This is a genomic window from Arthrobacter sp. Soil761 (genome assembly GCF_001428325.1).
GTDB lineage: Bacteria > Actinomycetota > Actinomycetes > Actinomycetales > Micrococcaceae > Arthrobacter.
This window is the reverse complement of record NZ_LMSF01000030.1, coordinates 335798-361103: the sequence shown is the minus strand read 5'-3', so window position 1 is coordinate 361103 and position 25306 is coordinate 335798. Positions and strand designations below refer to the sequence as shown.

The 25306-nt window shown below is 67.7% G+C and carries 19 protein-coding genes and 1 pseudogene; 13 read left to right on the top strand and 7 right to left on the bottom strand.

Annotated elements, in window-relative coordinates; genetic code table 11:
* The 5 genes and pseudogenes from ASG79_RS20305 to ASG79_RS20285 all read right to left on the bottom strand — a co-directional run.
* Nucleotides 1-1066 (bottom strand): annotated as a pseudogene (locus ASG79_RS20305) (hypothetical protein); the annotation flags it as partial.
* A gap of 316 nt (nt 1067-1382) precedes the next feature.
* Nucleotides 1383-2462 carry an adenylate/guanylate cyclase domain-containing protein gene (locus ASG79_RS20300; protein ID WP_223995152.1) on the bottom strand — a complete coding sequence of 360 codons (1080 nt, stop codon included), beginning with the start codon at nt 2460-2462 and terminating at the stop codon, nt 1383-1385.
* A 145-nt stretch (nt 2463-2607) separates the two neighbouring features.
* The gene (locus tag ASG79_RS20295) at nt 2608-3204 is read right to left on the bottom strand and encodes a PH domain-containing protein (protein WP_018770088.1); all 597 of its coding nucleotides are present in this window, start codon (nt 3202-3204) and stop codon (nt 2608-2610) included.
* Nucleotides 3197-4105, bottom strand: coding sequence for a biotin--[acetyl-CoA-carboxylase] ligase (locus ASG79_RS20290; RefSeq protein ID WP_018770089.1), 909 nt, complete (start codon nt 4103-4105; stop codon nt 3197-3199). The genes ASG79_RS20295 and ASG79_RS20290 overlap by 8 nt, the downstream gene beginning before the upstream one ends.
* Before the next feature lie 85 nt (nt 4106-4190).
* Nucleotides 4191-5078 carry an SDR family oxidoreductase gene (locus tag ASG79_RS20285; RefSeq protein ID WP_026265902.1) on the bottom strand — a complete coding sequence of 296 codons (888 nt, stop codon included), beginning with the start codon at nt 5076-5078 and terminating at the stop codon, nt 4191-4193.
* Between the two features lie 216 nt (nt 5079-5294).
* Here ASG79_RS20285 and ASG79_RS20280 point away from each other — a divergent pair, with 216 nt between their 5' ends.
* The 4 genes from ASG79_RS20280 to ASG79_RS20265 all read left to right on the top strand — a co-directional run bounded on the left by ASG79_RS20280 (nt 5295) and on the right by ASG79_RS20265 (nt 10516).
* Nucleotides 5295-6878 carry an acyl-CoA carboxylase subunit beta gene (locus ASG79_RS20280; RefSeq protein WP_018770091.1) on the top strand — a complete coding sequence of 528 codons (1584 nt, stop codon included), beginning with the start codon at nt 5295-5297 and terminating at the stop codon, nt 6876-6878.
* Nucleotides 6878-7129, top strand: a complete 252-nt coding sequence (locus tag ASG79_RS20275) for an acyl-CoA carboxylase subunit epsilon (RefSeq protein WP_018770092.1) — start codon at nt 6878-6880, stop codon at nt 7127-7129. Before ASG79_RS20280 ends, ASG79_RS20275 begins: the two co-directional genes overlap by 1 nt.
* A gap of 68 nt (nt 7130-7197) precedes the next feature.
* Entirely contained in the window at nt 7198-8883 is a 1686-nt protein-coding gene (locus ASG79_RS20270) for a DUF885 domain-containing protein (protein WP_056393556.1), read from the top strand.
* Nucleotides 8884-9067: 184 nt separating this feature from the next.
* Nucleotides 9068-10516 carry a dicarboxylate/amino acid:cation symporter gene (locus tag ASG79_RS20265; protein ID WP_056393555.1) on the top strand — a complete coding sequence of 483 codons (1449 nt, stop codon included), beginning with the start codon at nt 9068-9070 and terminating at the stop codon, nt 10514-10516.
* Between the two features lie 93 nt (nt 10517-10609).
* On the opposite strand, the gene ASG79_RS20260 is transcribed toward ASG79_RS20265, so the two are convergent.
* A complete protein-coding gene (locus ASG79_RS20260; RefSeq protein WP_056393554.1) occupies nt 10610-11170 on the bottom strand; it encodes a hypothetical protein in 561 nt (186 codons plus the stop codon).
* A 163-nt stretch (nt 11171-11333) separates the two neighbouring features.
* Between ASG79_RS20260 and ASG79_RS20255 the strand changes: the two genes are divergently transcribed.
* The 6 genes from ASG79_RS20255 (at nt 11334) to ASG79_RS20230 (ending at nt 18374) form a co-directional block, all read left to right on the top strand.
* Complete coding sequence (locus ASG79_RS20255; protein WP_056393552.1) at nt 11334-12008, top strand: TetR/AcrR family transcriptional regulator; 675 nt, start codon at nt 11334-11336, stop codon at nt 12006-12008.
* Between the two features lie 17 nt (nt 12009-12025).
* Nucleotides 12026-14548 carry an MMPL family transporter gene (locus tag ASG79_RS20250; RefSeq protein WP_056393550.1) on the top strand — a complete coding sequence of 841 codons (2523 nt, stop codon included), beginning with the start codon at nt 12026-12028 and terminating at the stop codon, nt 14546-14548.
* A gap of 9 nt (nt 14549-14557) precedes the next feature.
* Nucleotides 14558-15202: a Maf family protein gene (locus ASG79_RS20245; RefSeq protein ID WP_056393548.1), complete on the top strand. Its 645-nt coding sequence runs from the start codon at nt 14558-14560 to the stop codon at nt 15200-15202.
* 129 nt (nt 15203-15331) lie between these two features.
* Entirely contained in the window at nt 15332-17143 is a 1812-nt protein-coding gene (locus ASG79_RS20240; RefSeq protein ID WP_051081389.1) for an acetyl/propionyl/methylcrotonyl-CoA carboxylase subunit alpha, read from the top strand.
* Nucleotides 17144-17161: 18 nt separating this feature from the next.
* Nucleotides 17162-17599 (top strand): YybH family protein, encoded by a 438-nt coding sequence (locus ASG79_RS20235; protein WP_018770100.1) that lies wholly within the window; start codon nt 17162-17164, stop codon nt 17597-17599.
* A gap of 43 nt (nt 17600-17642) precedes the next feature.
* A complete protein-coding gene (locus tag ASG79_RS20230; RefSeq protein WP_056393546.1) occupies nt 17643-18374 on the top strand; it encodes a glutamine amidotransferase in 732 nt (243 codons plus the stop codon).
* A 58-nt stretch (nt 18375-18432) separates the two neighbouring features.
* Here the strand turns inward: ASG79_RS20230 and ASG79_RS20225 are convergent, their stop codons facing one another.
* The gene (locus ASG79_RS20225; protein WP_056393544.1) at nt 18433-19842 is read right to left on the bottom strand and encodes an MFS transporter; all 1410 of its coding nucleotides are present in this window, start codon (nt 19840-19842) and stop codon (nt 18433-18435) included.
* 278 nt (nt 19843-20120) lie between these two features.
* On the opposite strand from ASG79_RS20225, the gene ASG79_RS20220 reads away from it, so the two are divergent.
* Genes ASG79_RS20220 through ASG79_RS20210 form a run of 3 tightly spaced genes read left to right on the top strand, consistent with a single transcriptional unit; the run spans nt 20121 to nt 25298 of the window.
* Nucleotides 20121-21533, top strand: a complete 1413-nt coding sequence (locus tag ASG79_RS20220; RefSeq protein ID WP_018770103.1) for an MFS transporter — start codon at nt 20121-20123, stop codon at nt 21531-21533.
* 1 nt (nt 21534) lies between these two features.
* On the top strand, nt 21535-23742 hold the full coding sequence (locus ASG79_RS20215) for a molybdopterin oxidoreductase family protein (RefSeq protein WP_056393542.1): 2208 nt from the start codon (nt 21535-21537) through the stop codon (nt 23740-23742).
* Nucleotides 23739-25298 carry an FAD-dependent oxidoreductase gene (locus ASG79_RS20210; RefSeq protein ID WP_056393540.1) on the top strand — a complete coding sequence of 520 codons (1560 nt, stop codon included), beginning with the start codon at nt 23739-23741 and terminating at the stop codon, nt 25296-25298. The genes ASG79_RS20215 and ASG79_RS20210 overlap by 4 nt, the downstream gene beginning before the upstream one ends.
* Nucleotides 25299-25306 lie beyond the last annotated feature (8 nt).

Below are 25306 nucleotides of genomic sequence, written 5' to 3'. Positions count from 1 at the left end.
GGTGGGATGACGTCGTCCCAGTTGTTGACCAGCTGCATGTTCTGGTTCACCAGCCACACGTTCCCGGAGTTCACATCATTCAGGACCACCAGGTCCCGGTTCACCCGGAAAACATACGACGGCGACGCACTCGCCCTGGGCACGTCAACCTTCTTATCGTCACCATCATTGACGCAATCCCGGACATACTTGTTCGCACCCGACCACGCCGCATGCACACACCCGCCCAACTGCACCGGAGCAGCCGGAACACCCTCGCCGTCGAACGCCACCACCTTCGCCGCTCCCCCGTCAAGCGGCTGCTTCAGCAACGCCTTCCGCGTGGCCAGCGCCACAACATCACTGCCCGGCCCCGCCTGCTGCAACTTCGCATCCCTGGCATTCTCCAGCGCCAGCCGCTTGCCACCAGGCAGGAACAGGTTCCCCGCCGCGGCATCCAGCACCACCGGCCGGTCCCCCACCACCGTCATCTGCAGATCCCCGGCACCCTTAAGCCCATCCCACGTGCTGGACTCCGACGACGTCACCTCACCGTTGGCGTCAACACCCGTCACCGTCACAACACCGGTCTTAGGGTCCGCCGAATACACCCGGTCATCAGAACCCACCGCAGAGACGATGCCCGCCGAACCGACCATCACCGGCTCCGACGCTTCCTTATCAAAACCATTCACGGTGGACGGCGACACCGCCCACACCTTCCCCGACGCAGCATCCGTCACCGAAATCGTCCGCGTCCCAAAACTCACATCAGCAGCCCCCGGCAACTGCTTATCCCCACCCAGGCGCATATTCGCCGGCGACACCTGGTTCAACGTCGAACCAGTCTCGTCATCGACGAACACCTCACCTGCATGCTGCAACACATCGAACGTCGTCGACGCCGGCGTCACCGCACCGTCCAACACCCGCGACGGATAATTCAACCGCCCCACAGCATTCTTCGACTTCGACACCACCCACACGCCGCCGTCATTCAACTCCACCTCAGTGGTCTTAAACCCCGGATACAACACAGCACCCGTCACCACAACAGCAACCACAGCACCAAACGCAGTGCCGGTGANCGCCGTCATTCAACTCCACCTCAGTGGTCTTAAACCCCGGATACAACACAGCACCCGTCACCACAACAGCAACCACAGCACCAAACGCAGTGCCGGTGAACCACCGCGATCGCGGCAGGCGGGGCCGTCGGGGCGCGCTGGCAGCAGGCCTCTGGGCGCGCGTTTGTCCGCGACGTGTCATGAGTGGAAATCCCCCGGTAAATCTAGGCTCTGTGCCTGCAGCCGGCGTCACAGGACCCCGGGCACCACAACGATACCGCTATACGCCAGCAAATGGACAAATTCTTCCGGGCGGCTTCGACGGCTGCCGGTTTCCTAGTCCAGGACCAGGCCCTTGCCCCGGCCGCGGGTGAGGCGGACGGGATTGATCTCACCGAAGCCGCGGACATTTTCCGGGGCCTGGGGAATCATGATGAACCGCTCGTCGTGCTCCAGGGCGGAGGCCGTCATGGAGTCGACCAGAACCGTTCCGGGATCGGCAAGGGTGGTCAGCCGGGCGGCCAGGTTGACCGTGGGACCGTAGATGTCGCCCAGGCGGGACAGGATCCTGCCCCACACCATGGCCACCCGGGCTTCGGGAAGGATTTCGTCCTCGGTGAAGGCCTCGGCCAGCGCCAGGGAGATTTCGGCACCGGCCGCCGGGGTTTCGGCGATGTACAGGACTTCGTCGCCCACGGTCTTGACCAGCCGGCCGCCGCCCACCGAGATGATTTCGGCGCACTTGTTTTCGAAGCGCTGGACCAGCCGCGCAAGGGTCTTTTCGTTCATCCGGCGGGACAGGCTGGTGTAGGAGACAAGGTCCGCGAAGCCGACCGCGCGGGCCAGGGGCAGCGGCGCGTCGTCCTCATCGCCTTCACGGCCTTCCTCGCTGGCCTGCAGCCCGGCCTCGGCACGGACGGCGAGTCGCTGGACGCCGGCGTTGAGTTGGCGCCGCCATGAGTACACCAGGACCTCTTCCAGCGCGTCCACCAGCGCGGGAAGTTCGTTGACCAGGCGCTTGCGGGCCACAGCATCGGTGACGCCCTGCTCGTGGACCATGTCCTCCACCAGGGCTTCGATCTGCCAGACCACCATGCGGTCCGTCATCTGCCCGATGGAGCGGGTCACCGAAATGGCTGCTTCTTCGGTGAGCTTGCCGGCGCGGACCAGGTCCACCACGGTGGACAGGGCGGCCTGGTCGCGTTCGGTGAAGGCAACGTCCTCGTCGCCGAAATTCGGAAACCCCAGTGCACGCCAGAGCTTGCGGGCAGAGAGCAGGGAGAGTCCGGCGCCGGCGGCAACTTCACGACGGCGGAGCTTCCGTTCCCCGCCCAGGAGACGGGCTTCGAGGGCCTTCATGGCCAGGCGTTCGGCGGACATGGCGCCGGTGGGCGGGTGCCGGTCTGCATCCGGCATGGCCGCGGCCGGCGTGGAACCGGGTTCCGGCGCGGATCCGGGTTCCGGTGCGGCGTCGCCGGAAGCGGCCACCTCCACGGGCGCAGCGTCAGGATCAAGGGCGGCGGTGGCAGGGGCGGTGCTGTCGACGCGTTCCTGCTGGTCCTCATCGGTCATCCCGTCCACCTTCTCTCATGTCCTCCGGAAAAGCACCGGCAGGGTAATGCGTCGCGCCATCCGGCTGGGCGCTGTCGTCCGGCAGTTCCCCGATGGCGTCGAGGATAAAGTCGCGGAATTTGGCAACCTCAGGCACGTCGCGGAAAGTCACCACGCCCTGGTACCCGGTTTCCAAGGATATATTCCCCGAGCGCACCAATCGCTGCAGCAGCGATTCGTGGACCGTCAGGTTACGCACCGACGCCAGGTTCACCTGCTGGTCCCGCCGGTTAAGCAGCCCGTACCGCGCCACCATCCGTTGGCTGGTAAGCGTGTAGCGGGTGCCCTGCCAGCGGAGCAGGCGGGGCAGGCAGTAGCCCAGCCAGACAGCCGCAGCAGCGAGGACGCAGGCAGTGACAAGCCACGGCGTCCACTGGCGGCCAAGGGCAGGAGCCATGCGGGCTGCCCCGCCGCGGACGATCCAGGCACTGGCGTACGCCGCCAACGCCGGCGCCAGCACGAAGGCCACGGCTGCCCCGGCCAGCTTCCGGGGCTGCGGGCGGGTAGTGACGATGACCTGCTCCCCGGGAACCAGGATTCTACGCATAACCACCTTGGCCTGGCGCGTCCGGCGCCGTCCAGGGCCGCAGGTGCACCACGTCGCCGGCGGTCACCACGTGCTCCCGCAAGTCGCGGTCCACCACCAGCAGGGAGCCGTAATCGTCCAGGCGGGACGCGTGTCCAATGATCTCGTGGTCGCCGGGCAGCTGTGCGCGCACTTGCTTGCCCAGGGTGACCATCACGGCTTCCACCCTCTTGTGCAGCGACGGGCCACCGGCCATCCCGGCCGCAGGGTCGCCGTCGGCGTTGCAGAAACTGCGGTACAGGACCGCAAAGTGGGACAGGTAGCTTTTCAGCAGCGCGGTCCGGTCCGTGGTGCGGGCACCTTCCAGGGCCACGGAGGTGGCGGTGGGCACCGGAAGTTCGCTTTCGGTCAGGGTGACGTTCAGGCCGGTCCCCAGGATCACCGGGGGCACGTTGCCATCAACCATCGGCCCCAGCTGGGCGAGGATGCCGGCGATTTTCCTGCCCCGCACCAGGACGTCGTTGGGCCACTTGAGCTCGGCCGGAATCCCGGCCGTTTCCAGGAGCGTCTCACGCAGCGCCAGCGCTGCGATCAGTGACAACCAGGAGTAGCACTGGGTGGGCAGGGGCCTGCCGTCCGCGTTGACCGGACGCAGCACCACGGACACGGACACCGAGCTCAGCGGCGGCGCTTCCCAGCGCCTGTCCAGGCGTCCCCTGGCGGCGGTCTGGTACTCGGCGGTCAGCACGGAGAGGTCAGGCCAGGCCGAAGGTTCCACCGTGACACCGCGCAGGAGGTCCGCGTTCGTGGAGCCGGTGGAGTCCACCACGTCGATCCGCGGTATTCCGGTGGCAGAGAGGAAACGCTGGTCGGCCAGGTCCCCTCGGTTCAGGGGGGTGCCCGGTGCGTGTGCGTCGTCCATACCCAAATCCTACCGAGCCTGGCCCGGTCCCACCGAGCCGTCTGCCGCCCCGGGAAGGACAACCCGGCCACGCCCGTACGGCCGCCTAGAGGAAGATGTCCGGAACCAGACGGTCTTCGGGTGCTCCCAGGCTGTAAGGACGGAAATCGGTCACTCCCGCTGCCGCCAGGACCTGCTCGTCCGTGTAGAAGTTGCCCGACGGCGGCCCGCCGGCGGCGAGGTTGCTGCCGGTCAGGATGGCGTGGGCGGCGTCCGCCATGATCTGCGGTCCACGCGCCGCCAGCACCATGGTTTCGCCGTGGGGCATGTTCCGGATGGCGGCGGTATCGATGAGGGTGCAGGGCCACAGGGAGTTGACCCTGATGCCGTCAGCCTTCAGTTCCTCCGCCAGCCCCAACGTGGTCAGGCTCATCCCGTATTTGGCCATGGTGTACGCAAGGTGCCTCCCCGCCCAGGAGGGGTGGAGGTTCAGCGGCGGCGAGAGCGTGAGGATGTGCCCCTGTTCCGACTTCCGGAGCGCCGGGAGCGCCAGCTTGGACAACAGGAAGGTGCCGCGGACGTTGATGTCCTGCATCAGGTCGTACTTTTTCATGTCCACTGCATCAGTGGTGGAAAGGTCGATGGCGGAGGCATTGTTGATGACGACGTCGATGCCGCCGAACCGCTCAACGGCTGCGGCCACGGCGCCGGCCACGTCTTCGTCCCTGCGCACATCGCCCACCAGCGGCAGCGCCTGGCCGCCGGCCTCCTCGAGCTGCGCAGCCGCCGTATACACGGTGCCCGCCAGCTTGGGGTGCGGCTCCCCCGTTTTGGCCAGCAGCACTATATTGGCGCCGTCCCGCGCCGCCCTTGTGGCAATGGCCAGTCCGATTCCGCGGCTGCCGCCGGAGATGAGGATGGTCCTGCCCGCCAGGGAACCGGTGGCCCGGTAGGGGCTTTCGGGAGCATGCAAAGCATCATCGCTTGAAGTCATGGCAACACTGTAACCCAACTAAGTTACCGGCGAGTAACATTGAGGGGACGTGGCAGGAACGGCAGAAAATTGTAGGTTCCCTACAGCTGCGGGCGTCCAAAGCGTCACTAGACTTGCCAGCAGGGTTCGTCTTTTGTGTGGATGCTACTTAAAGCTCCAGACAGTACGGGCCCGCCAGCCAACAGAATTGACCTGCTACAGAGCCGGAGACACTTGATGAGCCACGATCTGACAACGACTGCGGGAAAGATTGCCGATTTCCGCGACCGCCAGGCGCGCGCCGAACAGCCCTCCGGCCCCGAAGCCATCGAAAAGCAGCATGCGCGCGGCAAGAACACGGCCCGCGAGCGCATCGCCCTGCTGCTGGACGAAGACTCGTTTGTAGAATTCGACGCCCTGGCCGTGCACCGCTCCACCGCCTTCGGCATGGAGAAGAAGAAACCCCTGGGCGATGGCCTGGTCTCCGGCTACGGCACCGTCGACGGCCGGCTGGTGGCGGTGTACAGCCAGGACTTCACTGTCTACGGCGGATCGCTGAGCCAGGTCAACGGCGAAAAAATCGTCAAGGTGCAGGAGTTCGCGCTCCGCAACGGCTGCCCCGTCGTCGGCATCCTGGACGGCGGCGGCGCCCGCATCCAGGAAGGCGTGGCCTCGCTGGCCATGTTCGCGGACATCTTCCGCAACAACGTCCACGCCAGCGGCGTGGTGCCGCAGATCTCCCTGATCATGGGGCCTTCCGCCGGCGGCGCCGCCTACTCCCCGGCCCTCACCGACTACGTGGTGATGGTGGACAAGACCTCGCACATGTTCATTACCGGCCCCGACGTCATCAAGACCGTCACCGGCGAGGATGTGGACATGGAAACCCTGGGCGGCGCCCGGCAGCACAATGCCACCACCGGAACGTCCGCCTACCTGGCCTCGGATGAGACCGACGCCATCGAGTTCGTGCGCGAACTGCTGGACTTCCTGCCTTCCAACAACCTCTCCGAAGCACCGGTGCTGGGGCACCAGCAGGAGTTGGAGGTCGACGACGACGACCTCGCCCTGGACACGCTGGTTCCGGATTCCGCCAACCAGCCCTACGACATGCGCGCCGTCGTCGAACAGATCGTGGACGACGGGCACTTCCTGGAGATGCAGGCCCTGTACGCCCCCAACGTGATGATCGGCTACGGCCGGGTGGAGGGCCACACCGTGGGCATCGTGGCCAACCAGCCGCTGCAGTTCGCCGGCACCCTGGACATCGCGGCGTCAGAGAAGGCCGCCCGGTTCGTGCGGCACTGCGACGCCTTCAACATCCCCATCATCACCCTGGTGGACGTCCCCGGGTTCCTCCCCGGCAAGGACCAGGAATTCCAGGGCATCATCCGCCGCGGCGCCAAACTCCTCTACGCCTACGCCGAGGCCACTGTTCCCAAGCTCACCGTCATCACCCGCAAGGCCTACGGCGGCGCCTACATCGTGATGGGCTCCAAGAAGCTCGGCGCCGACCTGAACCTGGCATGGCCCACGGCCCAGATCGGTGTGATGGGCGCGCAGGGCGCGGTGAACATCCTCTACCGGCGCGACCTCGCCGCGGTCGCCCAGGACGGCGGTGACGTTGAGGCCCGCCGCGCCGAGGTGATCCGCCAGTACGAGGAAGAACTCCTCAACCCGTACCAGGCAGCCGAACTGGGTTACGTGGACGCCGTCATCGCCCCCTCCGATACCCGGATCCAAATCATCAAGGGACTGCGTGCCCTGCGCGACAAGCGCGCCAGCCTCCCCGCCAAGAAGCATGGGAACATCCCGCTGTGATGGCCACCGAAAATACCGGGACCGGGCCGGCCGCCGACGCCGCCGAAGCGCTTGCCGCCCCGCTGCTCTCTGTGGTCAAAGGACAGCCGAACGCCGAGGAACTGGCCGCACTGACCGCCGTCGTCCTCTCCCTTGGCGGCGCCGAACCTGCACGTGCGGACAAACCGACCGTTCGGCACTGGGTGCGCCGGCAGCAGCTCAAGCTCGAACCCACGCCCGGTCCCGGCGCCTGGAAACGAAGCCGCGGCTGAGTCCCGGGCGTGGATCCCCGGCGGCGTGGGCCCAGGCCTCGGCGCAGTCCGGGCGATAGTCTCGTCATGTGACTACAGACACTGCACCCGCCGCGCGCCCGCACACCCGGATCGACGCCGTCGCGGACAACTACACGGACACCCTCATCAGGCTCAACCCGACCTTCGCCACCACCCTTGGCCTGCCGGGACATGAAACGGAGTACCAGGATTTCTCCCCCGCCGGCATTGCCGGATTCGCGGAGGCGGCGCGGGAGGCCCTGGTTGCCCTGGAGGGCCTGGAACCGGAAGACGACGTGGACGCCGTCACCCTGGACGCCATGCGGGAACGGCTCGGCCTGCAACTGCTGATCCACGCCTCCGGCTGGGAATACGCGGACCTGAACAACATCGCCTCCCCGGCCCAGGACATCAGGGCCATCTTTGACCTCATGCCCACCGGCACCGAACAGGACTGGGAGCACATCGCCGGGCGCGCCCACAACGTGCCGGCCGCCATCAGCGGCTACACCGAATCCCTGCGCATGGCCAGGGACTCCGGCCGGGTGGCCGCTGCCCGCCAGGTGCGGACCGTCATCGAACAGGTGGCCAAGTACGCCGCCCCGGACGGCTTCTTCGCCAAACTGGCCGCAGAGGCCACCACGGCTGACGGGCCACTGCCCGCTGCGCTGCAAACTACGCTCGACGCCGGTGCTGACGCCGCCCGGGGTGCCTACGCCCGGCTGGCAGAATTCCTGCGCACCGAACTGCTCCCCGCCGCGCCTGAGAAGGACGCCGTGGGCAGGGCCCGCTACGCCCTGGCCTCCCGCTCCTTCCTGGGGGCGGGAGTGGACCTGGAAGAAACGTACGCCTGGGGCGTCGAGGAACTGGACCGCCTCATCGCGGAACAGGAGCGCGTTGCGGACACCATCAAGGCAGGCGCCACCATCGCCGAAGCCAAGGACATCCTCAACAACGACCCCTCCCGGCAACTGAAAGGCACCGAGGCGCTCCGGGAATGGATGCAGGGCCTCTCCGACAAAGCCGTTGCCGAACTCGCCGGAGTGCACTTCGACATCCCCGACGTCATGAAGAAACTCGAGTGCCGGATCGCTCCCACCGACGAGGGCGGCATCTACTACACCGGCCCGTCCGACGACTTCAGCCGCCCCGGCCGCATGTGGTGGTCCGTCCCCGCCGGCGAGGACACGTTCACCACCTGGGCTGAAACCACCACCGTCTACCACGAGGGCGTCCCGGGCCACCACCTCCAGGTGGCCACCGCAACCTACCGCCGCGAGCTGCTGAACAAATGGCGCCGGAACGTCTGCTGGACCTCCGGCCACGGCGAAGGCTGGGCACTCTACGCGGAAAAGCTCATGCAGGAACTGGGCTACCTCAACGATCCCGGCGACCACATGGGCATGCTGGACATGCAGCGCATGCGCGCCGCCCGCGTGGTCTTCGACATCGGCGTGCACCTCGAACTCGAGATACCCCAACGCTGGGGATCCGGCACCTGGACCGCGGACAAGGGCTACGGCTTCCTCAAGGAAAACCTCCCCATCAGCGAAGGCCAACTCAACTTCGAGTTCACCCGCTACCTCGGCTGGCCGGGCCAGGCCCCCTCCTACAAAGTAGGCCAGCGCCTCTGGGAACAGATCCGCGCCGAACTTGAGGCCCGGCCCGGGTTCGACCTCAAGGAGTTCCACACCAAGGCCCTCAACATCGGCTCCGTTGGACTCGACACGCTCCGCCGGGCGCTGCTCTCGTAGTCTCCCCCCTTCGGGGAGGGAGGGCAACAGGAGACATTAAGCACACCCGGGGCGGGAATAAGTAACATAGGCCGTCGTCTGCCTTGTGTTTGCTCGGTTTGCCGGCTTCCTGCGTGAGCGTGGGCGCGTAATATTTCTCAATGTTCGTTCGTCGTGGTATGCGGGGTGGCTCTAGCGTAGTCGGGTGAGCACTCAGACAAGCACCCCGTCCCCCGCAGGGAAGACCGGATTCCAGCTGCCCAGGTGGGCGGGCTCGTTCGGCTTCCAGATCATCGCCGCCCTCATCGTGGGCCTTGGCCTCGGCCTGCTGGCCAAGTACACCGGCAGTACCAAGGCCAACCCCAACGCCCTCGGCGCCACCCTGCAGACCATCGGCTCAAGCTATGTGTCCCTGCTGCAGACCGCCGTGGTCCCGCTGATCTTTACCGCCGTCGTCAGCTCCATCTCCAACCTGCGCCAGGTGTCCAACGCCGCCAGGCTGGCCTGGAACACGCTCCTGTGGTTCGCCATTACGTCCCTGATCGCCGTGCTGATCGGCATCGGCCTGGGCGTGCTGCTGCAGCCCGGCGCCAACACCGGCATCAGCGGGGAAGCCAAGTACACCGGCAAGTCCGGTGACTGGTGGGCCTTCCTGGTGGGCCTCTTCCCCAAGAACTTCCTGGGCCTGGGTGCCAGCTCCACGGTCGGCGATTCCGGCGCCGTCACCACCTCGGTCAGCTTCAACGTCCTTCAGATCCTCGTGATCGCCATCGCCGTGGGCGTCGCCGCGCTCAAGGTGGGCAAGGCTGCGGAGCCGTTCCTCAACCTCAACGCCTCAGCCCTTGCCGTGATCCAGAAGGTCCTGTGGTGGATCATCCGCATCGCGCCGCTGGGCACCGTTGGCCTCATCGGCAACGCCGTGGCCGTCTACGGCTGGGACACCATCGGCTCGCTTGGCAAGTTCACCGTGGCCATCTACGCCGGCCTGGTCCTGGTGCTGTTCGTCGTCTACCCCATCCTGGTCCGCAGCCACGGACTGTCCATCAAGCAGTACTTCTCCGGCGTGTGGCCCGCCGTCCAGCTGGCCTTCGTGTCCCGCTCGTCCGTGGGAACCCTGCCGCTGACGCAGCGCGTCACCGAACGCAGCCTGGGCGTCCCCCGCGCCTACGCCTCCTTCGCCGTGCCGCTGGGCGCCACCACCAAGATGGACGGCTGCGCAGCCATCTACCCCGCGATCTCGGCAATCTTCGTGGCCCAGTTCTTCGGCATCCAGCTGGACTTCAGCCAGTACCTGCTGATCGCACTGGTTTCCGTCCTCGGTTCCGCCGCAACCGCCGGCACCACCGGCGCCGTGGTGATGCTCACCCTGACGCTCTCCACGCTGGGACTGCCGCTGGCCGGCGTCGGACTCCTCCTGGCCATTGATCCCATCCTGGACATGGGGCGCACCGCTGTGAACGTGGCCGGCCAGGCCCTGGTTCCCACCATCGTGGCCAAGCGCCAGGGCATCCTGGACGAATCGCTGTACAACGCACCCCGCAACGGGACCCCGTTCGTGGATGACAACGACGCCGATGCTGCCGCCGGCGAAACCGCTACCGACGGCACCAGCGCCGACACCGCACCCCGCGAACTGCAGGATGCAAAGGCGTAAGGCACAGCAGCAAGGAAAGGCGTCCCCGGGAGATTCTCCCGGGGACGCCTTTTTGCAATCAGGGCTGCGCGTATCGCTCAACAACAGTGATGGTCAGTGCCAGCCACCTCCGATTACCCCGTTCTGGATGGCTTTCGTCACGGCGTCGGCTTCAGCCCGGGTCAGCTTTCCATCCGCTACAGCCTTGTCCAGGCGGGACTTGAGTCCGGCTGCATGTTCGGCCTCTTCCTCGCTGCGGATCTCCTGCAGCGCTGCGGTCACCTTCGCTTCATCGATGCCCAGCGATGCAGCAAGGGACTTGGCGAGTGCAGCCTCGCGGGCGGCAGGATCCGGCTTCTGGCCCTCGGCCGGCGGCGTGGTGGGCTTGTTGGCTTCGCGGAAGGCCTTCAAGGCGTCGGCCACCTTGGCTTCATCAACGCCCAGCTTCGCTGCCAGCGCCGAGGCCTGCTCCATCCCATGGCCGCCGCGGCCGCCGTGCCTGCCCATGCCATCGGGGGCGCTGCCGGTAGTTCCGTCAGCGGCAGCACTGGAACCCGCGCTGGGTGTGGGAGTGGGCGTCGTGGTCGCGGATGCCATGCCGGCCACGCCGATTCCGGCACCAAGCGCCAGCGCTGCGGCCGTCAGGCCCACGGTCATCTTCTTCGTGCGTCTCATGTCGTGTCTCCTGATTCGCCGTCAACTGACGGCTCCTGGTGATTCGCCTCGGGCGAGGCATACCAAGCATCCGGCGCAAGGATCAGGAAGGGCTGTCGGGAAGCTATGGTTCTCCTGTGAATTTAAGTTGCATTGAGTGCAAACTTGCACGTAGTGTAAGCGCGTGACATCACCCGTTGCCCCGCCGGACGAACCCGCCGCACCTTCCCGGCGCGAGCTGAACAAGGCCGCCACCCGCCAGGCGATCACCGACGCCGCACTGGAACTCCTGCGCTCCAAAGGCCCCGGAAACTTCACGGTGGAAGACATCGCCGACGCCGCGGGGATCTCGCGCCGCACCTTCTTCAACTACTTCAGCAGCACCGACGCCGCCCTGGCCTCCATCGTCCATGGCTTCCTGGACAACGCGATTCAGCAGTTGCGCCTCCGCCCGGCGGACGAGCCCATGCTGGAATCCGCCCAGGCCGCGCTGATGGCCCTTGCCGACCCCAAGGCCGTGGCGCCGCTGGCGGAACTGTTCACGCTGACCCAGCAGAGCCCGCTGATGTCGCACCCGGAACTCGAGGCGTGGGACCACTGCCGGGCGCAGGTCTTCACCGTCGCCCGCGAACGCCTCGCCGGCACCCCCGGCGCCCAGGACGAGCTTTATGTCCACGCCCTGGCCGGCTCGATCATCTCCTGCGGAAAGGCCGCCATGGAGGTGTGGTTCAGCCGCCGCGGTCCGGACCTGACACCCGCGTCCCTGGCCGAGCTCCGGCAGTTGCTCATCGATGCCATGGCCCTGCTGGCCACCGGCTTCAACACCCCCGCTCCACCATCCGCCACCCGTTCCTCCTGATCAGATCGGTTCACCGCATGGCACTGCTCCTCTACCGCCTCGGCAAGTTCTCCTACCGCCGGCGCTGGCTGGTCATCTCCCTGTGGCTCGCCGTGCTGGTGGGCGTGGGCGGCTCGGCCGCGGCATTCCACGGCACCCTGTCCAACAACTTCCAGATTCCCGGGACCGAGACCCAGCGGATTGCGGACAAGCTCAAGCAGGAGCTGCCCTCGGCCTCCGGCGGCAGCGCCACGATCGTTTTCGAAGCCCCGGACGGCGGCTTCACGGCCCAAAGCCGGACGGCCGTGACGGAGGCGCTGAAGAAGCTCCAGACCCTCCCCGAGGTGCGTGGCACGGTGGACCCGTTCGCCACCCAGGCACAGGTGGACCAGGCCGGCAAGGCCATCACCGACGGCGAACAGCAATTGGCGGCCGGGCAGGCACAGCTGGACGCCTCCCGGGCCCAGCTTGAAGCCGGCAAGGCGCAGCTGGCGGCAGCCGAGCAGCAGCTCACCGCCGCCGGGGCGCCGGCAGCACTGATTGAAGCCCAGCTGGGCCAGCAGAAGGCAGCGCTGGCCCAGGGCCAGGCCAAGCTGGACGCCGGCGCCCAGGAATTGGCGGCCAACAAGGCCAAGCTGGAACAGGGCAAACGGCAGGCCCAGGCAGCATCAGCCATCCGCTTCGTGTCCGCGGACAACAAGGCCGCCGTGGCACAGGTGCAGTTCAAGACCTCCATCAACGGGCTGGCCCCGGCCGTGCGCAAGCAGGTGCAGGAGATCGCCCACGAGACCTCCGCGGCAGGCGTCACGGCGCTGGCCAGCAAGGAAATCACCGAGGACATTTCGGCACTGTTCGGCACCGCGGAAATCGTCGGCATCGCCGTTGCGGCGCTGGTCCTCATCCTCATGCTGGGCACGCTGATCGCCGCCGGGCTGCCCCTGCTGATGGCCATCATCGGCGTCGGCGTGGGCGTCGGCATCACGTTCGCCCTTTCCGGCCTTTTCGACATGAGCTCCATCTCGCCCATGCTGGCCCTGATGCTTGGCCTCGCCGTCGGCATCGACTACTCGCTGTTCATCGTCAACCGGCACCGCACCCAGCTCCTTGCCGGCATGGATGCGGAGGAGTCTGTTGCCCAGGCCAACGGCACGTCCGGCAACGCCGTGGTCTTCGCCGGCCTGACCGTGATCATCGCCCTTGCCGCCCTGGTGGTCCCCGGGCTGCCCTTCCTCGCCGTCATGGGCCTTGCGGCAGCGGGAACCGTGGCCGTTGCGGTGCTCGTGGCCATCACCCTGACCCCTGCCATGCTGTCCCTGATCGGACGGCGCATCATCTCCCGGCGGGCCTGGGCCAAAGCCGAAGCCCACAACGCCGAACCGGACCACGAAGCGGCCGACCTCGCCACCGATAAGGAACGCAGCACCCGCGGGTGGGGCGGCCTGGTGACCCGGCACCCGTGGGTGGCACTGATCGCGGGCATCCTCCTGCTGGGCACCCTTGCGCTGCCCGCCACCCAGCTGCAGCTGGCCCTGCCGGACGGAGGCTCCGAACCCCTGGAGTCAGAGGCCTACCAGGCCTACGACCTCACGGCCCGCAGCTTCGGCGAAGGTGTCACCGGACCCATCGTGGCCGTCGGCGAGTTCCCCGCGGACCTGGACGAAGCCCAGGCCCGGAAGCTGCAGTACGACATCGCGGACAAGCTCCGTGCCGTGGACAATGTGGTGGCAGCCGTGCCCGTCGCCCTCAGCGAGGACCGCCGGACCGCCGTGTTCCAGGTCATCCCCAAGGAGGGCCCGGCCAGCGCCACCACCGTCAAGGTGGTCTCCGAGCTCCGCGGCCTCAACGGGGAGATCCAGTCCGACTACGGCGTGGCCATGGGACTGACCGGGCAGACCGCCGGCAACGTGGACGTCTCCACCAAGCTTGGTGACGCCCTGCCGCCCTACCTGGCCATCGTCGTCGGACTTTCCCTGATCCTGCTGCTGCTGGTGTTCCGGTCCATCGTGGTCCCGCTGCTGGCCACGGGCGGCTTCCTGCTGTCCCTGTCCGCCGCCTTCGGTGCCGTGGTGGCGGTATACCAGTGGGGCTGGCTGGGGAACATCTTCGACGTGGCCAACCCCGGCGCCGTGCTCAGCTTCCTGCCCATTATCCTGATCGGCGTGCTGTTCGGCCTGGCCATGGACTACCAGGTGTTCATCGCCTCCGGCATGCGCGAGGCATACATGCACGGATCGTCCGCCAAGGAAGCGGTCAGGGTGGGCTTCCGGCACGCGGCCGCCGTAGTCACCGCGGCCGCGATCATCATGGTCAGCGTGTTCTCCGGCTTCATCTTCAGCCACCTCACCATGGTCCGGCCGCTGGGCTTTGCCATGGCCTTCGGCGTACTGTTCGACGCCTTCGTGGTCCGCATGACCATCGTCCCGGCCGTGATGTACCTGCTGGGCGCCAGGTCCTGGTGGCTGCCGCGGTGGCTGGACAGGATCCTGCCGGACGTGGACGTGGAGGGCGCCAAGCTCAACAGGGGCCAGGCAGCACCCGCCTCCGGCGAGCTGGTCCACTAGGCTGAAGCCGTGCTCCATCTGATTCTCGCCTCCCAGTCCCCCGCCCGCACCAAGCTCCTGGCCGAGGCCGGCATCCGGCACACCGTGCTGGTCTCCGACGTCGACGAGGCCGCCGTGCAGGCGCGGTACGGCGTCACGGACCCGCACGACACCGCGCTGCTGCTGGCCCGCGCCAAGGCCGAGGCCGTGGCGGCGCTGCCGGAAGCGGACGGCGCCCTGGTGCTGGGCTGCGACTCGGTCTTTGAATTCGACGGCGAGGCGCACGGCAAGCCCTACACCGCCGACGTCGCCCGCGAGCGGATGCTCCGGATGAGCGGCAGCGCGGGAGTGCTGCACACGGGCCACTGGCTGGTGGACTGCAGGGACACGGACGACGACGGCGGCAGCGGCCGCGGCTCGGGCGCCACGGTGGGGGCGGTCGCCTCAGCCGAGGTTTCCTTCCTGGAGATGGATCCGGCAGAGATCGACGCCTACATCGCCACCGGAGAGCCGCTCCACTGCGCGGGCTCCTTCACCATCGACGGCCTGGGCGGCGCCTTCGTCCGGAAGGTCGACGGCGACCCGCACGCCGTCGTCGGCCTTTCCGTCTCCACCCTGCGCGGGCTGCTCGCGTCCGCCAACGTGCGCATTACGGACCTCTGGCCCCGGCGGTAAATCGCCCGGTTTCCACACTGCTTGTAGCTTCCCTACAAAGGACGGCCGGTTTACACGCGGATTCCGCAAGTAATATCGGCGGAACCTCCAAAAGCGCGCTAGGCTCCCTGAAGGAAAGAAGGAGACGCCTTGTCAGCAAATTTGGAGCAGTCCGCAGGTACTACACAGCCGAGCCTCACAAAGGTGCTGATCGCCAACCGCGGCGAAATCGCCGTGCGCATCATCCGGGCGGCCCGGGACGAGGGCATTGCCTCCGTGGCCGTCTACGCAGATCCGGACCGGGACGCGCTGCACGTCCGGCTGGCTGACGAGGCGTACGCCCTGGGTGGCACCACCGCGGCGGAGTCCTACCTGGTGATGGACAAGATCATTGACGCCGCCCGCCAGTCCGGCGCCGACGCCATCCACCCCGGCTACGGCTTCCTGGCCGAAAATGCCCAGTTCGCCGCACGGGTGATCGAGGCCGGCATCACCTGGATCGGCCCCTCCCCGGAGGCAATCTCCGCCTTGGGCGACAAGGTCCAGGCCCGGCACATCGCCGAAAAGGTGGGCGCCCCGCTGGTTCCGGGCACCGCCGACCCCGTTGAGTCCGCGGACGAAGTCCTGGACTTCGTGGACCGCCACGGCCTGCCCGTGGCCATCAAGGCTGCCTTCGGCGGCGGCGGACGCGGCATCAAGGTGGCCCGCACCCGGGAAGAAATCCCGGAGCTGTACGAATCCGCCGTCCGTGAGGCAACCGCAGCCTTCGGCCGCGGCGAGTGCTTCATCGAGCGCTTCCTGGACGCCCCACGGCACGTGGAAACCCAGTGCCTGGCCGACGCCTACGGCAACGTGGTGGTGGTGTCCACCCGCGACTGCTCCCTGCAGCGGCGCAACCAGAAGCTCGTGGAGGAAGCCCCGGCACCGTTCCTCACCGAGGACCAGAACCGGCGCCTCTACGAATCCTCCAAGGCCATCCTTAAGGAGGCCGGCTACCTCGGCGCCGGAACCTGCGAATTCCTGGTGGGCCAGGACGGCACCATCTCCTTCCTCGAAGTCAACACCCGCCTCCAGGTGGAGCACTGCGTCTCCGAGGAAGTCACCGGCATCGACCTGGTGCGCGAACAGTTCCGGCTGGCCAGGGGCGAGGAACTGGGCTACGGCGATCCCGAGGTCCGCGGACACTCCATCGAATTCCGCATCACCGGCGAGGATCCGGGCCGCAACTTCCTGCCGGCCCCCGGCACGGTCCGCGTCCTGAAGAACCCCACCGGTCCCGGCGTGCGCGTGGACTCGGGCGTGGAACAGGGCGACGTGATCAGCGGGAACTTCGACTCCATGCTGTCCAAGCTGATCATCACCGGCGCCACCCGGCCGCAGGCCCTCCAGCGTGCCCGCCGCGCGCTGGAGGAGATGGTGGTGGAGGGCATCCCCACCGTCATCCCGTTCGACCTCGCAGTTGTGTCGGACCCCGCTTTCGCCCCGGCCGAGGGCCCGTTCAAGGTCCACACCCGGTGGATCGAAACCGAATTCAGCAACAACCTTCCCGCCTGGACGCCGGATGCCCCAACCGATGCAGACGGCTCCGCAGAAGACCGCCAGCGCGTCGTGGTCGAGGTGGGCGGCAAGCGGCTGGAGGTGGTCCTCCCCGCGTCCCTGGGCACGCCGGGCACTGCAGCAGGCGCCGCCGCCAAGCCGGGCAAGTCCAAGAAGCGGTCCCGCTCCGCCGGTCCCGCGGCTGCCACCGGCAACGCCCTGACCTCCCCCATGCAGGGCACCATCGTGAAGGTGGCCGTGGCTCACGGGGACGTTGTGTCCGAAGGTGACCTGGTGGTGGTCCTCGAGGCCATGAAGATGGAGCAGCCCCTCACCGCACACCGGTCCGGGACCATCACCGGCCTGACGGCAACGGCGGGCGAAACGGTGTCCGCGGGCGCCATCATCGCCACCATCGAAGACTAGAAAGCAGTCCCGGCAGCCATGCTCGCACCCAGCTTCCAGGAAGAAGTGGACCGCTACCACCAGGCGGTTCCCGAAATCACCCGGGGCAACCCGGCCCCCATCAAGGAGCTCTACTCCCGCCTTGACGACGTCACCCTGGCCAATCCCTTCGGCGGCATAGCGCGCGGCTGGGCCCAGGTGGAGGCCCGGCTTGACCAGGCGGCGCGGCAGTTCCGCGACGGCGAGATGCTGGGCTTCGACACCGTCACCTCCTACACCGCCCGGGACACCGCCTACCTGGTGGAGACCGAGCACTTCCGGGCACGGCTGGACGCGGCGGCCGCCACCGAGGAATTCGCGCTTCGCGTGACCAGTATCTTCCGGCGCGAGGAAGGCTACTGGAAGCTGGTGCACCGCCACGCCGACCCCGCAGCCCGGCCACAGTCCCGCCGGTCGCTGACCCAGCCCGCCGGCTGAGCCGGTGCTGGCAGGGGGCGCCGCCAGGATGCAGACTTAGCTCATGCTGCCTTTCCTGCTCCTCGCCTCCCGCCCGGAAGACGCTGCCGCGGAGGAGGAATATGCCGCCTACCTGAGGTACGGCGGGCTTGAGGAACGGGAGCTGCGCCGGGTCAGGCTCGAGGCCGCTCCCCTGCCCGCGCTGGATCTTGCGGATTATTCCGGCGTCATCGTGGGCGGCAGCCCGTTCACGTCCAGCGATCCGCCGGAGCAGAAGAGCCCGGTCCAGCACCGGGTGGAGCGGGAGTTGTCCGGCCTCCTGGACCAGCTGGTGGCCCGCGACTTTCCCTTCCTGGGCGCCTGCTACGGGGTGGGGACGCTGGGCCGCCACCAGGGCGCGGTCATCGACAGGACCTACGGCGAGCCGCTGGGCGCCGTGGAAATCGAGCTGACGGATGCCGGGCTGCAGGATCCCCTGCTGCAGGGCATGCCCCGGACCTTCACGGCCCTGACCGGCCATAAGGAAGCGGTCAGTTCCCTGCCACCGCACGCGGTGCTGCTGGCGCGCTCAGCCACCTGCCCCGTGCACATGTTCCGGGTCAAGACCAACCTTTATGCCACCCAGTTCCATCCCGAACTGGACACCGACGGGCTGGTGACCCGGATCGATATCTACCGGCACGCCGGCTACTTTCCGCCCGAATCCGCCGAGGAGCTGATGGCGGCCGCACGCCAATTCACGGTCACCGAGCCCATGGCCGTGCTGAAGAACTTCGTGGCGCGCTACGCACGGTGAGCATGAAAATGCCCGGCGGGCCGGATGGCCGCGCCGGGCATTTTCGGCACCCGAAGCGTCAGGCCACGTTGTTCTCGTAGTCCAGGTCGCGGGTTTCGCGGGTAAGGAACAGCGCAATCAGGGTGAGCACGGCCATGGCCGTCAGGTAGACACCCACCAGGACAGGGCTGCCCTTGGCCGCTTCCCACAGGGCCACGGCGATGAACGGTGCCACCGCAGCGCCCAGGATGCTGGAGAAGTTGTAGCTGATCGCCGAGCCGGTGTAGCGGACGTTCGTGGGGAACAGCTCCGGCAGCAGCGCTCCCATGGGCCCGAAGGTGAGGCCCATGAGAGAGAACCCGAGGATCAGCAGGCCCATGGTGCCCACAAAGCCACCGCTGAACAGCGGAACAAACAGCAGGCCGAACACGAAGATGCCCGCGGTGACGGCGAGGAGCATCTTGCGCCGGCCGTACTTTTCGGCCAGGGGTCCGGAGACCAGGGTGAAGATGCCGAAGAAGACGACGCCGGCAATCAGCATCCAGAGGAAGTCGTTGCGGGTGTAGCCGAGGCCTGGAACGAACGCGGCAGCAGCGGCGTCAGACATGGGCTTTCCGGCCTTTTCGGCCGCGGCCTTGGCACCTTCGAGGGTTGGCTTGGTGCCGTAGGTAAGGGTGAACGTGGTCATCAGGTAGAAGAGCACGTACGTGGCCAGCATGATGAAGGTGCCCAGGATCAGCTGGCGCCAGCTGGTCCTGAAGACGCGGCCAAGCGGCAGCTTGGCCACCTCCTTGGATTCCAGCACCTTGGTGAAGGCGGGGGTTTCGATCAGCTTGAGCCGTACGTACAGGCCCAGGATCACCATGACGGCGCTGAGCAGGAACGGGACGCGCCAGCCCCACGCCTGGAAAGCTTCCGGCGTCAGGGTGTAGCTCGCAACCAGGAAGATGACGTTGGCGATGATGAAGCCGATCGGGGCGCCCAGCTGCGGGAAGGTGCCGTAGATGGCCCGCTTGTTGGCAGGGGCGTTCTCGGTGGCCAGCAGCGCGGCCCCGCTCCACTCCCCGCCGAGCGCAAGGCCCTGGGCGAAGCGCATGACCACCAGCAGGGCCGGTGCCCAGAATTCCCAGCCCGGAACCAGCGCGGTGGGGAGGCAGCCGATGAGGAAGGTGGCAATACCCATGGTCAACAGCGACGCCACCAGCGTGCCCTTGCGGCCGAACTTGTCGCCGAAGTGCCCGAAGACGATGGAGCCGAGCGGCCGGGCGATGAATGCCACGCCAAATACGGCGAAGGAGCTCAGCAGCTGGGTGGTTTCGTTCGCGCCCGGGAAGAAGAGCTTCGGGAAAACGAGCACGGCGGCAGTGGCATAGACGTAGAAGTCGTAGAACTCCACTGTGGTGCCGATCAGGCTGGCCACGATGACGCGGCCGCGGGAGTTCACCGGCTGGTGCGAACCAGGCACCGTGGTGGTATCGGTGGATGACATAGGTAAACGCTTTCGTGAGACCGGCCGGGCACAGGCAGGGCTGCCTCCCGGCTCGAATAGTTAGAGTTCGATCTTACTTCGCCACGTCCAGTCAATGGACGAAACGTCCACCATTCGGACGTGTGTTGCATGTCTCACAATGCGGTCCGGCAGGCGGCCTCACGCCGCCGGGCCGGACCGGATAGGCAAAAGTCACAGCGCGTTAACAAACATCGACCGTCCGTGAAACGCGCCGTCCCTACCTTTGAGGAACAACATCCCCCTGAAGGAGGTAACCCGTGACTGTTGACCGCACCGTCGATGCCGGCGTACAGCCCGGCTCTACCCGCACCACAGACACCCCTGCCCTTGAATTCCGCCCCGGCCGCTGGATCGCCAACTGGGATGCCGAGAACAAGGAGCAGTGGGAAACCGCCGGCCGCGCCATCGCCCGCCGCAACCTGAACTGGTCCATCTTCGCCGAGTTCCTCGGCTTCGTTGTCTGGCAGCTGTGGTCCATTGTGGTGGTCCAGCTGCCGGCCGCCGGCTTCACATTCTCCACCTCGGAGATCTTCTGGCTCATCTCCATGCCCAGCCTCGTGGGCGCCACCCTCCGCATCCCGTACACCTTCATGGTTCCCCGGTTCGGCGGACGCAACTGGACCATCGTGTCCGCCCTGCTGCTCCTGATCCCCTCCACCGGCCTGGCGCTGTGTGTCTCCAACCCGGAGACGCCCTTCGGCGTCATGCTGCTCGTGGCCGCACTGGCCGGCTTCGGCGGCGGCAACTTCGCCAGCTCCATGGCGAACATCACTTTCTTCTACCCGGCCAGGGAAAAGGGCTGGGCGCTGGGCCTGAACGCCGCAGGCGGGAACCTGGGCGCCGCCGTCGCACAGCTTGCCGTTCCCATCGTGATCACCCTGCTGGCCGCCGGCACCGTCAACCTTCCCATGGCCGGCTGGATGTGGGTTCCCTTCATCCTTCTCGCAGCGTTCGGCGCCTTCAAGTACATGAACAACCTCACCAGCGCCAAGGGTGACGTGGCCGGCTCGGTCGCTGCGCTCAAGGAACCGCACCTGTGGATCATGGCGCTGCTGTACATCGGCACCTTTGGCTCATTCATCGGCTTCGCCGGCGTGTTCCCCAAGCTGATCAAGGACTACTTCCCCGCGTTCTCCTCCATCGGAGTAGGCACCGTGGCCCTGTCCCTTGCATTCCTGGGCCCCCTGGTGGGCTCGCTGGCCCGCCCGTACGGCGGACGCATGGCGGACCGCATGGGCGGGGCCCGGATGACCGTCACAGCCTTCGCTTCCATGGCCGTCATCACCCTCACCATGATCTGGACCCTGCCGCTGAAGAACTTCTGGCTCTTCCTGGTCCTCTTCCTGATGCTGTTCACCGCCAGCGGCTTTGGAAACGGCGCCACCTACCGGATGATCCCCGTTATCTTCGCCACCTCCAGCCGGGCCGCACGCAACGGCGCCAGCTCCGTGGCAACCCAGCGCCTGGCGTCCTCGGCACTCGGGCTGATCTCAGCGATCGGAGCCTACGGCGGCTTCGTCATCCCCCAGGTCCTGAACGCTTCCAGCACCGCCAGTGGCTCCTACACCCCGGCCTTCTACGGATTCGTTGCCGCCTACGTGGTGATGCTGCTGGTCTGCTGGACCTGCTACATCCGCAACGCCGGCCGGAACGCGATGGGACACGTCTAACATGACCAAAAGCGCCGACACGCACTGCCCCTACTGCGCCCTGCAGTGCGCCATGACGCTCACGTCCCCTGCGGGCCTGGCCCCGGCTGCCCAGCCGGGGCCAGGCCCCGTGCCTGCACCGAATCCCGCGCCCGCACTGGAGGTTGCAGGCCGGGACTTCCCCACCAACCGCGGCGGCCTCTGCCGCAAAGGGTGGACCTCCCCCACGCTCCTGAACCATGCGGGCCGGATCACCGAGCCGCTGCTGAAGGGACCCGACGGCGTCCACCGGCCCATCGGCTGGGACCAGGCCCTGGACCTTGCCGCCCAGGCAGTGAAGGACGCCCGCGCACGCCACGGCGCGGACGCCGTCGGCGTCTTCGGCGGCGGCGGACTCACCAATGAGAAGGCCTACCAGCTGGGCAAGTTCGCCCGGCTGGCCCTGGGCACCTCACGCATCGACTACAACGGCAGGTTCTGCATGTCATCCGCCGCGGCCGCCGGAATGCGGGCGTTTGGCGTGGACCGCGGCCTGCCCTTCCCGCTCGAAGCCCTGGACACCGCCAGCACCATCCTGATGCTGGGGTCAAACGTTGCCGAGACCATGCCCCCGTTCGTACAGCACCTGCGCGGAGCCCGCGACGCCGGCGGGCTGGTGGTGGTTGACCCCCGCCGCTCCGCCACGGCAGCCTTTACGGCCGACGGCGGCGGCCTGCACCTCCAGCCGCTGCCGGGCACCGACCTTACCCTGCTGCTGGGCCTCTCCCACGTGGTCATCCACGAGAACCTGGTGGACACCGCCTACATCGAAGAGCGCACCTCGGGCTACAGCGCCGTAGTCCGCAGCGTCAACGCCTTCTGGCCCGAACGCGTCCAGTCGTTGACCGGCGTCCCCGCGGAACTGATCCGGCAAACCGCCCGCATGCTCGCTGCCGGGGCGCGGGAAGGCGGAAGCTACATCCTCACCGGACGCGGCGTGGAACAGCACGTGGACGGCACCGACACCGCAACCGCGGCCATCAACCTCAGCCTCCTCCTGGGCCTGCCGGGCTCCGCCCGCAGCGGGTACGGGACCCTTACCGGCCAGGGCAATGGCCAGGGCGGCCGCGAGCACGGCCAGAAGGCGGACCAGCTCCCGGGCTACCGCAAGATCACCGACCCGGCTGCCCGCGCACACGTCGCGGCCGTCTGGGGCGTTCCGGAGGAGACCATCCCCGGACCCGGCCTGCCCGCCGTGCAGCTGCTGAAGTCACTGGGAAAGCCCGACGGCGTCCGGTGCCTTTTTGTGCATGCCTCCAACATCGCGGTGGCAGCTCCCGACGCCAACGCCGTCATCGAAGGGCTGCGGAGCCTGGACTTCCTGGTGGTCTGCGACTTCTTCATGTCCGAAACCGCCGCGGAGGCGGACCTTATCCTTCCCGTGCTGCAGTGGGCGGAGGAGGAGGGGACATTGACCAACCTGGAGGGGCGCGTCCTGCGCCGCCGCCGTGCCATCTCACCTCCGGCTGGTGCCCGGAGCGAGCTGTGGATCATGGCCCGCCTCGCCGAGCGGCTGGACGCCCCGTCCACCTACAGCGAGGATCCGGAGACGGTCTTCGAGGAACTGCGGCGTGCCTCCGCCGGGGGCCTGGCAGACTACTCGGGCATTGACTACGCCATGCTGGACCGCGGGGAGGCCGCCTACTGGCCCTACCCGGCCGGCAGCAGCGGAACGCCGCGGCTGTTCGCCAGCCGCTTCGCCCACCCCGACGGCAAGGCCGTGATGGTCCCGGTGGTGCCGCGCCGCCGTCGTACTTCTGCCGGCGATGGCGGGACCTTCGGAGACCCCGCCGGCAAAGCCATGACCCTCATCACCGGCCGGCTCCTGGAGCATTACCAGTCAGGGGCCCAGACGCGGCGGGTGGCCGAACTCGTCGCCGCACAGCCCGAGGCGAGGGTGCAGATCCACCCCTCGGCGGCAGCCGCCATGGGCATCGCCGCCGGATCGCTGGTCTCCGTGGCGAACGTGCGCGGCGAGGTGGTGTGCCATGCGGAGCTGAGCACAGCCATCCGCCCGGAGACAGTGTTCCTGCCCTTCCACTTCCCCGGCTCCGAAAGCGCCAACCGCCTCACCGAAGCCGCCACTGATCCCATCTCCGGGATGCCCGAATTCAAATTCAACACCGTATGGGTCCGGCCCGTGGCCGCACCCGATTCCGCCCGCATGCTGCAAACGACGGAGGCCTCATGAGCGAGCAGATTGTCATCGTGGGATTCGGCCCCGTGGCCGCCAGGCTGGTGGACGAGCTCCTGCCCGCCGTGCGCGCAGGGCAGGTCCAGGTCACCGTGCTCGGTGAGGAACCCGAGGCAGCCTACAACCGCGTCCTGGTGGCCGACCTCGGCGTCGGCCGGACCACCGCTGACGCACTGGCCCTTGCCGATGCCGCCGAGCTGGCCGCGGACGGCGTGGACGTCCGCCTGGGCGTGCGGGTCAAGCGCGTGGACAGGCCCCGGCAGCAGGTCCTGCTTGCTGAAGGAGCACCCGTGCACTACGACCGGCTGGTGTTCGCCACCGGATCCCGGCCCGTCATTCCCAACCTGACCGGCATCAACCCGGATCCTTCCTCCCCCGTGCTTCCCGCCGGCGTCACCGCGCTGCGGGACCTTCGCGACGCCGCTGTCCTGCGGCAGGCGGTGGACGGCGGCAAGCGCGTAGTGGTCCTGGGCGGCGGCGTCCTGGGCCTGGAAACGGCGCTGGCCGCAGCGGAGGAAGGCGCCACCGTCACGGTGGTCCACAACGGCCCGCACCCCCTGGGGCGCAGCATCGACCGTGCCGGCGGGGCCGTCCTCGCTGCAGGGCTGCGGCGCTGCGGGGTCCGGGTGGCAGGCAACGCCCGTTCCACCGGCGTTGAGCACAACGCGCCCGACGGCGGTTTCTCGGCTTTGCTGCTGGATGACGGGCAGGCGGTTGACGGGGACCTCCTGGTCATTTCATGCGGGGTGCGTCCCCGGACGGAGCTGGCCGACGGCTGCGGGCTGGCCACCGGCACCGGGATCCTGGTGGACCACCGGCTGCGGGCGCACCACGAACCGCATATCTTTGCCATCGGCGACTGCGCGGAGGTCCACTGCCCCGATCCGGGCTGCGCCGCATGCCGGAACGCCACGGGGCCCTCCGGCCTGGTGGGCCCTGGCTGGCGGCAGGCCGAGTGGCTGGCGGGCTACCTGACCCTGCTGTCCTCCGGTGGGGTGGAGGAGGCGGAACTGCTGTCCGCGCTCCCGCCGGAACAGCCCGGCGTCGTGGTGCTGAAGGCCCGCGGCCTGAACATGGCCGTGGCCGGGAACAACGACGCGGATCCGTGGGACGAGGAAGCGCTCACGGCGGGCGCGGCCAACGGCAGGGCCCGCCTGCAGGTGGCCCAGTGGGCTGATCCTGAGCACGGCCGGTACGTCAAGATGACCACCCGAGGCGGAGTGCTCGAAGGCCTGGTGGCGGTGGGCATGCCCCGCACGGCGGCCGAGCTGGTGGGACTCTTCGAACGCGGCGCAGAACTGCCTGCCGACCGGTCGCTCCTCCTCCGCCTGGACGGGCCGGACCAGCTGCCGGGCGCAGCCGCGGACCCGGCCGGGACCGTGTGCCGGTGCGCCGGAGTCAGCGGGTCCACCATCACGGGCGCCGTGGCCGACGGCTGCTCCACGGTGGCGGACGTTTCCAAGGCCACCCGGGCGGGCACAGGATGCGGTGGCTGCCATGAGGACATCAAGGGCCTCATTGAACGGCATTTCCGGGCGGTGCCGGCAGCCTGACCGGGGCT

Coding starts and splice junctions, on each gene's coding strand:
- ASG79_RS20280 (WP_018770091.1), top strand. CDS start 5,295: ATGAGCCACGATCTGACAACGACTGCGGGAAAGATTGCCGATTTCCGC.
- ASG79_RS20285 (WP_026265902.1), bottom strand. CDS start 5,078: ATGACTTCAAGCGATGATGCTTTGCATGCTCCCGAAAGCCCCTACCGG.
- ASG79_RS20230 (WP_056393546.1), top strand. CDS start 17,643: ATGCTGCCTTTCCTGCTCCTCGCCTCCCGCCCGGAAGACGCTGCCGCG.
- ASG79_RS20210 (WP_056393540.1), top strand. CDS start 23,739: ATGAGCGAGCAGATTGTCATCGTGGGATTCGGCCCCGTGGCCGCCAGG.
- ASG79_RS20295 (WP_018770088.1), bottom strand. CDS start 3,204: ATGCGTAGAATCCTGGTTCCCGGGGAGCAGGTCATCGTCACTACCCGC.
- ASG79_RS20235 (WP_018770100.1), top strand. CDS start 17,162: ATGCTCGCACCCAGCTTCCAGGAAGAAGTGGACCGCTACCACCAGGCG.
- ASG79_RS20275 (WP_018770092.1), top strand. CDS start 6,878: ATGGCCACCGAAAATACCGGGACCGGGCCGGCCGCCGACGCCGCCGAA.
- ASG79_RS20290 (WP_018770089.1), bottom strand. CDS start 4,105: ATGGACGACGCACACGCACCGGGCACCCCCCTGAACCGAGGGGACCTG.
- ASG79_RS20300 (WP_223995152.1), bottom strand. CDS start 2,462: ATGCCGGATGCAGACCGGCACCCGCCCACCGGCGCCATGTCCGCCGAA.
- ASG79_RS20260 (WP_056393554.1), bottom strand. CDS start 11,170: ATGAGACGCACGAAGAAGATGACCGTGGGCCTGACGGCCGCAGCGCTG.
- ASG79_RS20250 (WP_056393550.1), top strand. CDS start 12,026: ATGGCACTGCTCCTCTACCGCCTCGGCAAGTTCTCCTACCGCCGGCGC.
- ASG79_RS20215 (WP_056393542.1), top strand. CDS start 21,535: ATGACCAAAAGCGCCGACACGCACTGCCCCTACTGCGCCCTGCAGTGC.
- ASG79_RS20225 (WP_056393544.1), bottom strand. CDS start 19,842: ATGTCATCCACCGATACCACCACGGTGCCTGGTTCGCACCAGCCGGTG.